The following is a 13,374-nucleotide window of genomic DNA, read 5'->3' as shown; positions in this document are numbered from 1 at the left end:
GGCTCCGGCGCCGACTTCCGGGAAGGCGGCGCGGCGTCGCCTTCCCTGGGGGCCGATGGCACGCCTCGCGGCACGGCGGGCGCTGTTCGCCGTGCCCGTGCTGCTCGTCGTCACCTTCGGCGTCTTCGCCATCGCCGCCGCCTCGCCCTTCGACCCCGTCAAGGCGTACGCGGGCACGGCCGGGCTCACCGCCTCGCAGGAGAACCTCGACCAGCTGCGCGCCAACCTCGGCGTCGACAAGCCGCTGGCCGCCCGCTGGTGGGACTGGCTGACCTCGGCCCTCACCGGTGACCTCGGGGACTCCAGCACGCTGCGGCAGCCCGTCGCCGACGCCATCGGCGAACGCGTCGGCTGGTCCGTGCTGCTCGCCGCGACCGCGTTCCTCGTCGCGATCCTGCTCGGCACCGCCCTCGGCGTGCTCGCCGCCCGCCGCCCCGGCGGCTGGCTCGACCGCGCCGTGACGTCCCTCGCGTACACCCTCGAAGCCGCGCCGCCGTTCTGGCTCGGTCTCCTGGCCGTCTGGTTCTTCGCGCTGAAGCTCGGCGTGCTGCCCTCCGGCGGCCTGACCGACACGGCCAGCTCGACCGTGACCGCCGGACAGGTCGCGAGCCACCTCGTGCTGCCCGCGGGCGTCCTCGCGGTCTCCCAGCTGCCCTGGTTCGTCCTGTACGTCCGCCAAGGCGTCGGCGACGCGCTCGGCGACGACCCCGTACGCGGCGCACGCGCGCGTGGCCTCGCCGAACGGACCGTCCTGCTCGGACACGCGCTGCGCTCCGGCATGCTGCCCGTGCTCACGCTCATCGGTTCCCGCGTGCCCGAACTGATCACCGGTGCGCTCCTGGTGGAGACCGTCTTCAGCTGGCCCGGCATCGCCGCGGCCACCGTCCAGGCCGCGACCTCCGTGGACTTCCCGCTGCTCGCCGCGCTGACCGCGCTCGCCACCGCAGCGGTGCTCCTGGGCAACCTCGTGGCCGATCTCCTGTACGGCCTCGCCGATCCGAGGGTGGGTTTCGATGGCTGAGCCGGCCGAGAGGACCGAGATGACCGACATCGTGTGGCGTGCCAGGGGCGGCGTGCGCCGTTCCACGCGCGCGTGGCGGGTGCGTACCTCCGCGGTGCTCGTCGCCGCGGTCGTCCTCGCCGTCCTCGTCGTACCGCCGCTCGTGAACCTCGACGAGCAGGCCGTCGACCTCGCGTCGAAGCTGCGGCCGCCGTCCCTGGCCCACCCCTTCGGCACCGACGACGTCGGCCGCGACCTGCTGCTGCGCTGCGTCTACGGCCTGCGCGTCTCGCTCCTCGTGGGCGTCGTCGCGGCCGTCGTCGCCACCGTCATCGGCACGGCAGTGGGCGCCCTCGCGGCCGCCTCCGGAGGCTGGGTCGACCGGATCGTGATGCGGCTCGTGGACGTCTTCTCGTCCGTGCCGCACCTGCTGCTCGGCATCTTCATCGTCGCGATGTTCCGGCCCGGGGTCTGGCCGGTCGTCGTCTCCGTGGCGCTCACCCACTGGCTGTCCACCGCCCGCATCGTGCGCGCCGAGGTCCTGTCACTGCGCTCGCGGCCCTACGTCGACGCGGCGATCTCCGGCGGCGCCTCACGGCTGCGGGTCGCGGTGCGCCACCTGCTGCCCGGCGTCCTGCCGCAGGCCGGCCTCGCCGCCGTCCTGATGGTGCCGCACGCCATCTGGCACGAGTCCGCGCTGTCCTTCCTCGGCCTCGGACTCCCCACCCACCAGGCCAGCCTCGGCACGCTCGTGCAGAGCGCGCGCGGCTCACTCCTGGCGGGCGACTGGTGGCCGACCCTCTTCCCCGGCCTCTTCATCATCATTCCCACCCTGGCGATCGCGGGCCTCGCGGGCGCCTGGCGGGAACGGATCAACCCCCGGCGCCGATCGGAGCTCATGCTGTGAAGGACCCCGTCCTCTCCGTACAGGGCCTCTCCGTACGGTTCCGCATGCGCGGCGGCACCCACGTCTCCGCCGTCACCGACGCCACCTTCGACCTCGCGGCGGGGGAGTGCCTCGCCCTGGTCGGCGAGAGCGGCTGCGGCAAGTCCGTGCTCGCCTCCGCGCTCCTCGGCCTGCTCCCGGAGAACGCGCAGACCGCCGGGTCGGCCCGCATCGACGGCATCGACCTGCTGACCGCCGACGAGCGCACCCTGGCCCGCACCGTGCGGGGGCGCCGCGTCGGCCTCGTACCGCAGAGCCCCGCCGCGCACCTGACGTCGGTCCGCACCGTGCGCTCCCAGCTGGAGGAGACCCTCCGCGAGCTCGCGGGCGTACGGAAGCCGCAGCTGAGGGCCGCCGCCGAAGCGGCCGCCGAACGCGCCGCGTTCCCCTCCGGCCACCTCGACCGCTACCCCCACGAGCTGTCCGGCGGCCTCGCCCAGCGCGCCGCCACCGCGCTCGCCCTCATCGGCGACGCGCCGCTGCTCCTCGCCGACGAGCCCACGACCGGCCTCGACCGGGACCTCGTGGACCGCACCGTCGACGAACTGCGCCGGCACGTCGGCGACGACCGCGCGCTGCTCCTGATCACCCACGACTTGGCCGCCGCCGAACGGATCGCCGACCGCGTCGCCGTGATGTACGCCAGCCGCGTCGTCGAACTCGCCGACGCCGCCGACTTCTTCGGCACGCCGGGACCCCGGCACCCCTACGCCCGCGGGCTCCTGAACGCCCTGCCGGAGCGCGCCTTCACGCCTGTCCCCGGCATGCCGCCCGAGCTGTCCGCGCTCCCTCAGGGGTGCGCGTTCGCGGCGCGCTGCGAACGGGCCGACGAGGCGTGCGGCGCGCTGCCCGCCCTCACGGACGGCGCGGCCTGCCACCACCCTCACGCGGACGTGCTGGAGGCCCCCCGTGCTTGAACTGCGCGCCATCACCGCCGGGTACGACCGGCGGGCCCCCGTCGTCCGGGGCGCCGAACTCACCATCGCCCCCGGCGAGTCCGTGGGCCTGCTCGGCCCCAGCGGCTGCGGCAAGTCCACCCTCGCGCGGGTCGCCGCGCTGCTGCACCGCCCCGACGCGGGCCAGGTCGTCATCGACGGCGAGACCGCCCGCGGCTGGCGCCACCGCGCCCCCCGCGAACAGCGCACCGCCTTCGGCGTCGTCTTCCAGCAGCCGCGGCTCTCCGCCGACCCCCGGCTGGCTCTCGTGGACCTGATCGCGGAACCACTGCGGGCGGTGGGCCGCGGCTCCGAAGCGGCCACCGCGGTCCCGGATCTCGCCGCCCGCGTCGGCCTCGGCAAGGACCTCCTGGGCCGCCGCCCGCACGAGGTCAGCGACGGCCAGCTGCAACGGGCCTGCCTGGCCCGCGCGCTGGTGCTGCGCCCCCGCTGGCTGATCTGCGACGAGATGACGGCGATGCTGGACGCCTCGACGACGGCGGCGCTCGTCCACGTCGTGGAGGAGTACCGGGCCGAACGCGGCGCAGGCCTGCTGGCCGTCGGCCACGACCGCGTCCTCCTGGAACGCTGGTGCGACCGCACGGTGCACTGGGCGGAGCTGGCGGGCAGGACGCCTGCCACACCGTAGGACGCCCGCTCAGGCGGGCAGCCGGGTGTCGATGACGCAGCTGATCTCGACGACCTGGCCGGGGAAGGTCAGTTCGGTGACGCCGACGACCGTGCTGACCGGCCGGTGGTCACCGAAGTACGCCAGGTTGCCCGCCGCCACCGCCCCCGCGTTCTGCCGCAGGTTCACCACGTACAGGGTCTGCGACACGATCTGAGCGCGGGTCGCGCCGTAATGGCTGAGGATCTTGTCGAAGTTGGCGTACGTCAGGCCCAGTTGGGCCGCGAAGTCGTCCGGGTGAAGGAAGTCGCCGGCCTCGTCGAGCGAGAGCTGTCCGGAGACATGGATCAACTCGCCCGATCTGATCGCCTGTGCGTATCCGAAGTCGCTCTCGGCCGGCACGTTGTGGTTGAAGACGTCACTCGTGGCCATGCTGCCTGTTCTCCCGTCGTGAGGGCTGTATCGCTCTCCTGTGGTTACTCAGGAACCGTAGGAGAGCGTCAGTCGAACGGGAAGAACGCACTTTTCGGCAACTGAGGAACCAGTCGGTGACCGTGCAGGTCACAAGCTCCTAGGGTTTCCTGACCCGGACCGAGCCGCATACTCACTGAGGTTCCGCTCACCGTCGTACTCGCGCGTCGCGTCCCGGCGCGCTCCGACCCGTCCCTCCGGGAGGCAGTCATGGCCCTCACCACCCGTCGCAGAGCCCTCACCACCTTCGGCGCGGCCCTCGCGGGCAGCATCGCGGCACCCGCCTACGCGCACGCGAGCGGCGGAGGTCACCGTCCCCGTCCCCGCCCCCTGATCCGCGCCCACGCCCACAACGACTACGAGCACCCCCGGCCCCTCCTCGACGCGCTCGACCACCGCTTCGGCAGCGTCGAGGCCGACATCTTCCTTGTCGACGGGCAGCTCCTCGTCGCGCACGACCCGGTCGACCTGGACCCCGCCCGCACCCTCGAATCGCTGTACCTGGAGCCCCTGGCGGCACGTATACGCGCCAACCACGGCTCCGTGTACCGGGGTTACCACCGCACCCCCTTCCACCTGCTCATCGACATCAAGACCGAGGGCGCGTCGACGTACGCCGAGCTTCACCGGCATCTGCGGCCCTACCGGCGGCTGTTCACGTCGTACGCCCACGGGAAGGTGCGCCGGGGCGCCGTCACGGCTGTCGTGTCCGGGGACCGCGCCGCGCGTGCGCCCATGGAGGCGCAGCGGGTCAGGCACGCCTTCTACGACGGTCGTCTCGCCGACCTGGGAACCGCCGCGCCCGCCTCGTTCATCCCGCTGATCAGTGACAACTGGTCTCTTAACTTCAGCTGGCAGGGCACAGGGCCGATGCCCGCCGCCGAACGGGACAAGCTGCGCGGCATCGTCTCCGCGGCCCACGCGCGCGGGCAGCGCGTCCGTTTCTGGGCGACGCCCGACCTGCCGGGGCCGCAGCGCGACGCGGTCTGGGGCGAGCTGCTCGCCGCCGGTGTCGACCACCTCAACACCGATGACCTCGCGGGGCTCGAGGCCTTCCTCGACGCGCACGGCCGATGATCTTCCCGGATCAACCTTCGGGCAAGTAACACCCGTTCGGAGCACAGGTCAGACGCCCGGACGCCTCCTCCGCTACGCAACACTGACGGCCGGAAGCCGCGGTCCCGCGTGGCGGAGGAGGTACTTCGCATGGCTGTTTCGATCTCTGTCGTGCTGCTGCTCGTGATCCTTGCGGCGGTCTTTCTGCGCAACGGAGCGCTGAAGCTGTCGCACGCCGTCGTCTGTCTGCTGCTGGGCTTCTATCTGGCGAGCACGAGCATGGCGCCGACCATCCAGGACGGTCTGACCGCCACCGCCGACATCGTCAGCGGGATCCGGCCGTGAGCATGCCGAGCGGGCTGATCCTTTCGGGTTCATGAACAACTGACGCCGTTTCATGGACACTTCAAGGGACGCGCTCTAGCTTCGGCGCATGTCCAGCAGACTGCGCCGCCTCGTTCCCGCCGGAGCCGTGGCCCTGACCGTGTCCCTCACGGTCCCCGCGTACGCCGACGAAATACCCAGGGCCCCCGGGCACCGGCTCGTCGAGCAGTACGAGGGCGCGCCCGCCGACGCCCGCCCGCTGCCCGGCACCCCGCCGCCCCAGCACCCGTACCTCGCCGCCAACGGCCGCAGCGGCATGCACGCCGACGCGGCGGGCAGCGGCACGTACCCCTGGAGCGGGCCGCTCGGCAAGCGGCCCGCCGTCGACAGCGAGAAGATGGCGGCGCTGGGCGGCGAGTGCGCGACCGTCACCTTCGACCGCGACGGACGCATCGTCACCGTGTGCGGCACGTTCACCGGCTTCCTGGTCAAGCTGCTCGACCCGAAGACGCTGGACACGCTCGCCGAGTACAAGCTGCCGCAGCGGCCCTCGACCGTCGAGGCCATCACCCGGCTCGACTTCTCGAAGATCTTCAAGGACACGTCGGGCGGCGCCTATTCGTACCTCGACAACGAGGACAGGCTGGTCCTCGCCGACTCCCGCCAGCACATCGTCCGGCTCGCGCACGAACGCACGGCCGACGGCACGTGGCGCTTCGTCGTCGACAAGGAGTGGGACCTGACGGACCACGTCCCGCACGACTGCGTGAGCTGGACCAACCTCTACCCGAGCGGTGAGTGCGACCCGGTCACGTCGGTGATGCCGGACTGGGGCGGGCGCATCTGGTGGGTGACGCGTCAGGGACGGGTCGGGACCGTCGAGCCGAAGTCCGGCGACATCCGCTCGGTCCGCCTCGACGGCGAGGAGATCCAGAACTCGTTCTCCGTCGCCGAGGACGGCGTCTCCATCGTCTCCGACCACGCCCTCTACAGCTTCCGGGCCGCCCCGGACGGCACACCGAAGGCCGTCTGGCGCCAGACGTACGACCGCGGCACCGGCACCAAGCCCGGCTCGGTCAACCAGGGTTCGGGCACCACCCCCGACCTCTTCGGTGAGCACGACGACTACGTCGCCATCACCGACAACGCCGACGACCGGATGAACGTCCTCGTCTACCGGCGCGGCGCCGACGTGCCCGACGACGAGCGGCTCGTCTGCAAGGTCCCCGTCTTCCGCTCCGGCGCGTCCACCACCGACAACTCGCTGATCAGCTGGGGCGACAGCCTCGTCGTGGAGAACAACTACGGCTACGAGAACATCACCTCGCTCACCCTCGGCCGCAGCGTCGTCGGCGGCGTCAGCAGGATCGACGTGCGCGAGGACGGCAGCGGCTGCGACACGGCCTGGGAGAGCGGGGTGCGGGCCCCGTCCACCGTGCCGAAACTCTCCACCGCCAACGGACTGCTGTACTTCTACACGAAGGAACCCAACAGCTTCGGCGTCGATGCCTGGTACCTCACCGCGGTCGACTTCCGCACCGGCGACACCCGCTGGAAGCGGCTCGCCGGCACGGGTGTCGCCTACGACAACGACTGGGCGCCCGTGACGCTCGGCCCCGACGGGACGGCCTATGTGGGCGTCTTCAACGGGCTCGTGGCGGTACGCGACACGGAGTGACGACCCGTCATCCCCGGGAGAACACGCCGATGCCGTTCGGAACCGGCCGCTCGATCCCGCCGCTGGGATTGTTGCGGACCGTCACGGCATCGGCGCCCGGGGCCCGCGCGACCAGCGTGGACGTGGCGGAGACCAGGGTGGAGGAGCCGCCGCCGTCCAGGCTGAAGCCGTCCCGCGCGCCGAGGCCCCGCAGCGTCTCGGCGACCTCGGCGATCGTCAGGCCCGCACGGAACTCCGGGGAGCCGTCGAGCGACAGGAGCAGCAGCCGGCGGCCGTCGTCGGAGATGCCGGCCGCCGTCCGCACCGCCGACGTGGTGGCATCGAGGCCCGGCAGCGGCACACCGTTCCGCAGCACCGGATATCCGCCGAGCGCGAAGCGGAACGGCGCGCGCGACGCGGCCGACACCAGACGGTGCCTGACGTGCACCCGCTCGCCCGTCGACAGCTTCCGCAACTCCTGCGCGCCAGCCTCGCGGCCGACCAGGACCGTCTCGTCCGGGGCGATCGGGCCGCTGCCCGGCGTGTCGGCCGAGGCCACGACACGCCCGTCACGCACCGTCACCTCATGCGTGTCCGTGCTGCACGGCGCGCCGCGGTTCGTGTCAGTGCCGCAGGTCGCCCGCACCCGCGAGACGGTGCCCCAGTCGCCGGTGAAGGCGCCGACGGACCCCACCGGCAGCGCGTACTGGTTGAGGCCGCCCAGCGGGAGGCGCGAGTCACGGGTGCGGATCTGCCCGTCCAGGGTGAGGTTGTCGAGGCGGGCCCGGCGGTCGTAGCCGACGCCGAGGACGGCCTCGGTGGTGACGCCCGGCGGCATCGCGGGGCCGAAGCGCTGCCCGTTCGGCACGGCCGCCTTGAGCGGACGGCCGCCCGCGATCGCCGGGCCGACGGGTGCGCCGGTCGCCGCGACACCGGGGTGCTGCGTCTCGGTGATGTTGAAGAAGTCGCCATTGATGCCGCCGACGGCGCCGGCCCCGTCCGCGAGCGCGGAGACGGGCGCACGTGCGGCGACCTTGCCCGGATAGAGCAGGCCGACGCTCGTGCGCGGGTCGCGCAGATCCACGTCGAGGACGTGCGCGCGGGCGGTGCCGTGGGAAGCTTCCATGTCAAAGTACCGGTACTCCACACCCGGTGCGATGTCGCTGCCGGCGCGCTTGCCGGCCCCTGAAGCACCACCGGCCGGTGCCGCTCCCGCGAGAGCCGCACCGGCCAGCATGCCGAGCGTGGTGAGGAGAGTGCAGGCCGTTCTGAACCGTCCACCGCGTTGCGTCTGGCGTGCCACAGATCCCCCTGGTTCCTGGTGTCGGCCGGGCGGCGAGTGAGCGAAGCAACTGTCGCAGCAGCCAGGGGAGTTCACCAGATGCCGGTGGCTACGTTCCGACCAAGCGGGAACGGATGAGGAAACGTACGCCCTCCGGTGCCTCCAGGGAGAAGCCGCTGCCTCTCCCCGGCACCACGTCCACGATCAGCCGGGTGTGGCTCCACACCTCGTACTGGCTCTTCGACATCCAGAACGCTACGGGCTCGGCCACCCCCTCGACCGTCAACGACGCGAGGCACACGTCGGAATCACCGGTGCGGAACTCGCCGTCCGGGAAGCACATGGGTGCGCTGCCGTCGCAGCAGCCGCCCGACTGGTGGAACATCAGCGGCCCGTGCAGCTCCCGCAGCCGCCGTACGAGCCCTGCGGCGGCAGGGGTGAGCTCCACCCGGGGGGCGCTGCCCCCGGCGTCCTTCGTCTCCTGACGGTCCATGGGAGGACTCTGCCCTCCGGCACGTTGCAACGGGGTTGCGAGGAGCGGCCGCCCGCCCCTGTTCGGAGTAATCGTGTGATGGTCGGGCCGTGTCGCCGGGCGAGCGGTGACGGACGGGCCGAAGCTGGTGCGATGCGCTGGCTCCTCTCGTCGATCGCCGCCCTGTCGCTGGCCGTACCCGTGTCGCACGGGGCGGCGGCCGCTCCCGCTCCCGCCGCCTTCGTCGAGCCGGCCTGCCGCGCGGGCACCGCGCCCTACCAGCGCGAGCTGGAGCGTGAGCTGCGGCTGCCGGTCGACGGGCGCCAGTCCACCGCCGACTGCGTGGCCATCCGGCGCCTCCAGCAGCGGCTCGGCATCCGCCCCGCGGACGGCTCCGCGAACCTGCGGACGTACCGCTTCGTCGTCGCGGACTCCATCCGCCGGGACCCGGCGAAACGGCGGGCCTGCCCCGTGAAGCCGTACCGGGTCACGTGCGTGGACCTGAGCCGGCAGGTCCTGTGGGCCCAGTCCGGCCGAAGGCTGGTGTTCGACCCGGTGCCGATCCGCAGCGGCCGCGACGGCCTGGAGACCCGCCGCGGCTGGCAGCGGGTCTACCTGAAGAAGAGCTACCACTACTCGACGATCTACCACGTCCCCATGCCGTACGCGCAGTTCTTCAACGGCGGCCAGGCCCTGCACGGCACCCGCTCGGACCTCTTCTCGTCCGGTTCGGGCGGCTGCGTGAACCTGGCCCTGGGTGACGCCAGACGCCTCTACGACCTGCTGCTCAAGGGCGACCGGCTCTACCTCTGGGGCACGAAGCCGGGCACGGACGGCTGACGCCGTCCGTGCCCGGAGGAACCGCGGGGGTCACTTCCCCTTCTTGCCTCCGCCGCGCTCGTTGGTGAGCGTCACCGTGACGCCCTTGGCCGCGTTGCCCGCGGTCACCCTGTACGGTCCGCTGACCGTCTTCGACGGCAGGACGTAACCGTCGGGGACGGCGGTCTCCTTCAGGTAGTACGAGCCGAGGTTGAGGCCCTGGAACGCGCACCGGCCGCGGCCGTCCGTGGCGCAGCCCTCGTCGGTGAGCGTGTCCCGGCCCGCGCCCGAGGTCTGCAGGCCCGGCCTGCCGTTGGTCTCGTGCCACAGCTGGAAGACGGCGCCGCCCAGCGGCCTGCCCGTCTTCTTGTCCTTCTTGACGACCGTGATCGCGCCGACGTCCTCCGGTTCGTCACGCACACTGTTCAGCGCCTCGACGGAGACCCCTTCCGAGACGGCGGCCGGGGTGAGGACGAGGGGCCCGAAGACCGCCGGGTCCGGCAGCACGTACCCGTCCGGTGCCTTGGTCTCGACCCAGTAGTACGTGCCGACGGCGACCTCCCGCTCACAGCGGCCGGAGGCGTCCGTCGCGCAGGGCGAGCCCGTCGGGGTGTCGGGGTCCGACCCCTTCCGCTGCAGCCCGGCGGTGCCGTTGGTCTCGCGCCACAGCTGGAAGACGGCGCCCGGCAGCGGCTTCCCCGTGTCCTTGTCCTTCTTGACGACGGTGACCTCGCCCTCCACGACGGTGGGCTTCTTCTCGTTGGCGGCCGTCACCGACACGCCCTCGGCGGCGTTGTCCCCGGTCAGCTCCAGGGGGCCGAAGACATTCGGCGACGGCAGGTCGTAGTCGCGCGGGGCCTTGGTCTCGCGCCAGTAGTACGTGCCGAGCGGCACCGTCCGCGCGCACTCGCCCGGCGCCCCGGTGACGCAGGGTCCGCCGATCTCCGTGTCCGGCTCGTCGCCCCGGGTCTGCAGGCCGTCGACGCCGTTGGTCTCCTGCCACAGCTCGAACTCGGCGCCCGCGAGCGGCTCCCCGTCGTCCTCGTCGGTCTTGACGATCTTCACCTGGCCGGAGGCGGGCGTTTCGGAACAGTCGGGCAGGTCGCCGTCGAACGGGTAGTTGTGGAACTCCTGGCCGCCACCGCCCGTCGACGAGCTGGTGTGGGTGAGCGAGCCCGTGGTGAAGAACCGGCCGTTCATGCCCGGCAGGCTGACCGTGGCCGTCGAGCGCCGTTCGCCGATCAGGACACTGCCCTGGAACTGTCCGGTGCCCTTGAACTCCACGGAGGTGGCGTCCGGGAAGTTCCACAGCAGGCGGCCGCGCAGCTTGTTGAACGGGCTGCTGTCGTCGATGGTGCCGCTGTACGTGTTGATGGTGCGCTTCTCGCCGAGGACGTTGACCAGCACCGTGGCGCCGTCCGGGATCCCCTCGAAGCGGATGCCCTCCTGGCCGCCGCTGCCGCCCATCAGGTCGAAGTCCACGTTGAAGACCTGGAGCACGGAGGTGTTGTCGCCCCGGAACAGGGTCTCGCCGCCGGCGTGCGTGGCCGTGCCCGTCGGGGTGCGGGTGCCGCCGTCGGGGTGGGCGTAGCACTGGCTGGCGGCGGCGAGTTCGTTCCGCAGCGGCTTGTAGGGCTCGGCGGCCTCCTCGTCCTCGCGCACGGTGGCGACGATCGTGCCGGTGGCGTCGCGGGCGTGGCGCACCACGCCGTCCTCGGCGAGCAGCCGCTCGCCGTCGGCCACGGTGACGTCGCCGCCCGTGGTGAGCCAGTCCGAGCCGACCGGCGGCGCCACCCGGGAGCCGACGCCGGCCTCCCCGATGTTGTAGACGCTGCTGGCGCCGGCGACCTTGTCCTGGTCGAAGTCGCCGAGGACGACGACGCGCCCCTCGGCCTCCGCGGCCCTTCCGCGGACGAGGAAGTCACCGCCGACGTACATGTTGATGCCGTTGTCGCGGTACTTGATCCCGCCGTTGTTGACGGGCGGGTAGCCGCCGTCGGGGCAGTTGCCCGGCACACACGGGCCGAGCCCGCCGGGCAGTGGCTTCGCGGCGGCGGCCGCGGCGGAGTGCGCGGCGGCGGGCATGGCCGGCAGGCCGCTTCCCGCCACGACGGCGAGGAGACAGAGGTACCTCATTCCGGACCGGATGAGGGAGGGGGCGGTCACGTGCACATCAGCTCCTCACAGGAACAAAACGACGTGCAGGAGGCTCGCACGATTGCCGTCCGGGGCCGATCAACCGATCCGTGCCTTCATACGAAGAGCACCGCAAAGGGCGAGTGCCGGCCCTCGCGGCTCTGTTCGCCGTGGCCGCGATCCGCACGGCCGAGCGACATGATCACTCGATCGTGAGTTCTGCCGCTCCCGGGCCCGCTCGGGCGCGATGCTCGCCAGGACGGCGGGCGCCCCGCGCCGCCCGGACGCGCGAGGGGATGGGGGAGACGGCATGACTCGGGAAGCGGAACGGCACGAAGGCCCGGACCGGCAGGCGCTGCTCCTGGTGGCCGGACTGGCCGATCTGGCGGTGAGCACGGCGAGTTCGGCGCTGGGGGCGGTGCGGGGGCTGCTGCGCCGCTCCGACACCGCCGAGCTGGCGGCGGAGGCCGAGCGCGAGCTCACGGCCCGCGGGCGCCTGGCCCTTGACCGGTACGCGGCGGTGCCCCCGGCCCATCTGGAGATCCTGGCCCGGCGCGCCCTGGCCCGGCGGGCCGCCGATGACGTCTGAACCGTGGGAGCCGACGGGCTTCAAGGACCGCGTCGACGACATCCTGCACCGCTTCGTCGCCGAGGAGGCGGACCGGTTCGCGGCGGTCGACCCGCTCCTCGGCCCGGTGGCCGAGCAGGTGGAGGCGGCGGTCGCGGACGGCAAGCGGCTGCGGGCCGCGTTCTGCTACTGGGGCTGGCGCGCGGTGGGGCAGCCCGACAGCGACACGCTGGTACGCGCGGCGGCCGCCATGGAACTGGTACACGCCGCGGCGGTCGTGCACGACGACCTCATCGACGACAGCCCGCTGCGGCACGGGCGGCCCACCGCCCACCTGGCCCTGCGCGGCGCCGTGCGGGGCAGGCCCCGCCGCGACGCCGCCGCCAGGTCACTGGCGATGCTGGTGGGAGACCTGCTGATGGCCCTGGCCGGAGAGCTCTTCGCCGCCAGCGGCCTCCCTGCCGCGTACCTGGCCCGGGCCAGACCGCTGTGGACGGTGATGGCCAGGGAGCTGATCGCGGGTGAGTGCCTGGAGATCCTGCGCACCGGAGCCGTCCCGGACACCGAGGCGTCGCTGAAGGTGATCCGCTACAAGACCGCCAAGTACACCGTCGAGCAGCCCCTGCTCATCGGCGGGGCCCTGGCCGGTGCCGGGACGCGGCTGCGTGACGGCTTGCGCGCGTACGGGCTGCCGCTGGGCGAGGCGTTCCAGCTGAGGGACGACCTGCTCGGCCTGTTCGGGGACCCGGAGGTCACCGGCAAGGCCAACGCCGACGACGTGCGCGGCCACCGGCCCACGGCGCTCCTCGCGGAGACCTGGCGCCTCGCGGGCGACGCCGAGCGGGAGCGGCTGCGTGGTCTCCTCGGCCGGCGGGACCCGCGCGGCGAGAGCCTCGAAGAGGTGCGCGAGGTGATGCGCGGACTCGGGGCGCCCGCCCGCATCGAGGACATGATCGGCGCACGGGTCGAGGAAGCTCTCGACGCCCTGCACGAGCTGGTCGTGCCCTCGCACGCGGACACCGCGCTGACCGCCCTGGCGCGTTCGGCCGCGCTCCGTCCGTCCTGACCCGCAACGGAAGA

General features: G+C 72.6%; 14 protein-coding genes. 10 read left to right on the top strand and 4 right to left on the bottom strand.

Going from position 1 to position 13,374, the window contains the following annotated elements; translation table 11 throughout:
* Positions 1-55 precede the first annotated feature (55 nt).
* The 4 genes from ACI2L3_RS15250 to ACI2L3_RS15235 are packed head-to-tail and all read left to right on the top strand — an operon-like array spanning position 56 to position 3,530.
* On the top strand, positions 56-1,021 hold the full coding sequence (locus ACI2L3_RS15250; RefSeq protein ID WP_365360630.1) for an ABC transporter permease: 966 nt from the start codon (positions 56-58) through the stop codon (positions 1,019-1,021).
* Positions 1,014-1,907 carry an ABC transporter permease gene (locus ACI2L3_RS15245; protein ID WP_404752829.1) on the top strand — a complete coding sequence of 298 codons (894 nt, stop codon included), beginning with the start codon at positions 1,014-1,016 and terminating at the stop codon, positions 1,905-1,907. Before ACI2L3_RS15250 ends, ACI2L3_RS15245 begins: the two co-directional genes overlap by 8 nt.
* Before the next feature lie 44 nt (positions 1,908-1,951).
* A complete protein-coding gene (locus ACI2L3_RS15240) occupies positions 1,952-2,863 on the top strand; it encodes an ABC transporter ATP-binding protein (protein ID WP_404752911.1) in 912 nt (303 codons plus the stop codon).
* On the top strand, positions 2,856-3,530 hold the full coding sequence (locus ACI2L3_RS15235; protein WP_404752828.1) for an ABC transporter ATP-binding protein: 675 nt from the start codon (positions 2,856-2,858) through the stop codon (positions 3,528-3,530). Before ACI2L3_RS15240 ends, ACI2L3_RS15235 begins: the two co-directional genes overlap by 8 nt.
* Before the next feature lie 9 nt (positions 3,531-3,539).
* On the opposite strand, the gene ACI2L3_RS15230 is transcribed toward ACI2L3_RS15235, so the two are convergent.
* Positions 3,540-3,941: a RidA family protein gene (locus ACI2L3_RS15230; RefSeq protein ID WP_404752827.1), complete on the bottom strand. Its 402-nt coding sequence runs from the start codon at positions 3,939-3,941 to the stop codon at positions 3,540-3,542.
* A gap of 249 nt (positions 3,942-4,190) precedes the next feature.
* On the opposite strand from ACI2L3_RS15230, the gene ACI2L3_RS15225 reads away from it, so the two are divergent.
* The 3 genes from ACI2L3_RS15225 (at position 4,191) to ACI2L3_RS15215 (ending at position 7,038) form a co-directional block, all read left to right on the top strand.
* The gene (locus tag ACI2L3_RS15225) at positions 4,191-5,057 is read left to right on the top strand and encodes a phosphatidylinositol-specific phospholipase C/glycerophosphodiester phosphodiesterase family protein (RefSeq protein ID WP_404752826.1); all 867 of its coding nucleotides are present in this window, start codon (positions 4,191-4,193) and stop codon (positions 5,055-5,057) included.
* A 129-nt stretch (positions 5,058-5,186) separates the two neighbouring features.
* The gene (locus tag ACI2L3_RS15220; protein WP_404752825.1) at positions 5,187-5,381 is read left to right on the top strand and encodes a hypothetical protein; all 195 of its coding nucleotides are present in this window, start codon (positions 5,187-5,189) and stop codon (positions 5,379-5,381) included.
* Between the two features lie 88 nt (positions 5,382-5,469).
* A complete protein-coding gene (locus ACI2L3_RS15215; protein ID WP_404752824.1) occupies positions 5,470-7,038 on the top strand; it encodes a hypothetical protein in 1,569 nt (522 codons plus the stop codon).
* Between the two features lie 7 nt (positions 7,039-7,045).
* Here the strand turns inward: ACI2L3_RS15215 and ACI2L3_RS15210 are convergent, their stop codons facing one another.
* Entirely contained in the window at positions 7,046-8,254 is a 1,209-nt protein-coding gene (locus ACI2L3_RS15210; protein WP_404752910.1) for a phosphodiester glycosidase family protein, read from the bottom strand.
* A 154-nt stretch (positions 8,255-8,408) separates the two neighbouring features.
* Positions 8,409-8,792: a DUF779 domain-containing protein gene (locus ACI2L3_RS15205; protein WP_404752823.1), complete on the bottom strand. Its 384-nt coding sequence runs from the start codon at positions 8,790-8,792 to the stop codon at positions 8,409-8,411.
* A 132-nt stretch (positions 8,793-8,924) separates the two neighbouring features.
* Here ACI2L3_RS15205 and ACI2L3_RS15200 point away from each other — a divergent pair, with 132 nt between their 5' ends.
* A complete protein-coding gene (locus tag ACI2L3_RS15200; RefSeq protein WP_404752822.1) occupies positions 8,925-9,611 on the top strand; it encodes a L,D-transpeptidase in 687 nt (228 codons plus the stop codon).
* A 30-nt stretch (positions 9,612-9,641) separates the two neighbouring features.
* On the opposite strand, the gene ACI2L3_RS15195 is transcribed toward ACI2L3_RS15200, so the two are convergent.
* Positions 9,642-11,756, bottom strand: a complete 2,115-nt coding sequence (locus tag ACI2L3_RS15195; protein ID WP_404752821.1) for a choice-of-anchor A family protein — start codon at positions 11,754-11,756, stop codon at positions 9,642-9,644.
* 280 nt (positions 11,757-12,036) lie between these two features.
* Between ACI2L3_RS15195 and ACI2L3_RS15190 the strand changes: the two genes are divergently transcribed.
* The gene (locus ACI2L3_RS15190) at positions 12,037-12,315 is read left to right on the top strand and encodes a polyprenyl synthetase (RefSeq protein WP_404752820.1); all 279 of its coding nucleotides are present in this window, start codon (positions 12,037-12,039) and stop codon (positions 12,313-12,315) included.
* A complete protein-coding gene (locus ACI2L3_RS15185) occupies positions 12,305-13,360 on the top strand; it encodes a polyprenyl synthetase family protein (protein ID WP_404752819.1) in 1,056 nt (351 codons plus the stop codon). The genes ACI2L3_RS15190 and ACI2L3_RS15185 overlap by 11 nt, the downstream gene beginning before the upstream one ends.
* The last annotated feature ends 14 nt before the right edge of the window (positions 13,361-13,374 follow it).

It is taken from the genome of Streptomyces sp. NPDC029674, from assembly GCF_044903205.1.
Taxonomy (GTDB): Bacteria; Actinomycetota; Actinomycetes; order Streptomycetales; family Streptomycetaceae; genus Streptomyces.
Note: the sequence above shows the minus strand (reverse complement) of the source record. Positions and strands in the feature narration are given on the sequence as shown.

Excerpts from the sequence above, each read along its gene's own strand:
- ACI2L3_RS15245 (WP_404752829.1), top strand. The coding sequence starts at position 1,014 with ATGGCTGAGCCGGCCGAGAGGACCGAGATGACCGACATCGTGTGGCGT.
- ACI2L3_RS15225 (WP_404752826.1), top strand. The coding sequence starts at position 4,191 with ATGGCCCTCACCACCCGTCGCAGAGCCCTCACCACCTTCGGCGCGGCC.
- ACI2L3_RS15190 (WP_404752820.1), top strand. The coding sequence starts at position 12,037 with ATGACTCGGGAAGCGGAACGGCACGAAGGCCCGGACCGGCAGGCGCTG.
- ACI2L3_RS15250 (WP_365360630.1), top strand. The coding sequence starts at position 56 with ATGGCACGCCTCGCGGCACGGCGGGCGCTGTTCGCCGTGCCCGTGCTG.
- ACI2L3_RS15220 (WP_404752825.1), top strand. The coding sequence starts at position 5,187 with ATGGCTGTTTCGATCTCTGTCGTGCTGCTGCTCGTGATCCTTGCGGCG.
- ACI2L3_RS15210 (WP_404752910.1), bottom strand. The coding sequence starts at position 8,254 with ATGCTGGCCGGTGCGGCTCTCGCGGGAGCGGCACCGGCCGGTGGTGCT.
- ACI2L3_RS15240 (WP_404752911.1), top strand. The coding sequence starts at position 1,952 with ATGCGCGGCGGCACCCACGTCTCCGCCGTCACCGACGCCACCTTCGAC.
- ACI2L3_RS15205 (WP_404752823.1), bottom strand. The coding sequence starts at position 8,792 with ATGGACCGTCAGGAGACGAAGGACGCCGGGGGCAGCGCCCCCCGGGTG.
- ACI2L3_RS15185 (WP_404752819.1), top strand. The coding sequence starts at position 12,305 with ATGACGTCTGAACCGTGGGAGCCGACGGGCTTCAAGGACCGCGTCGAC.
- ACI2L3_RS15230 (WP_404752827.1), bottom strand. The coding sequence starts at position 3,941 with ATGGCCACGAGTGACGTCTTCAACCACAACGTGCCGGCCGAGAGCGAC.
- ACI2L3_RS15200 (WP_404752822.1), top strand. The coding sequence starts at position 8,925 with ATGCGCTGGCTCCTCTCGTCGATCGCCGCCCTGTCGCTGGCCGTACCC.
- ACI2L3_RS15215 (WP_404752824.1), top strand. The coding sequence starts at position 5,470 with ATGTCCAGCAGACTGCGCCGCCTCGTTCCCGCCGGAGCCGTGGCCCTG.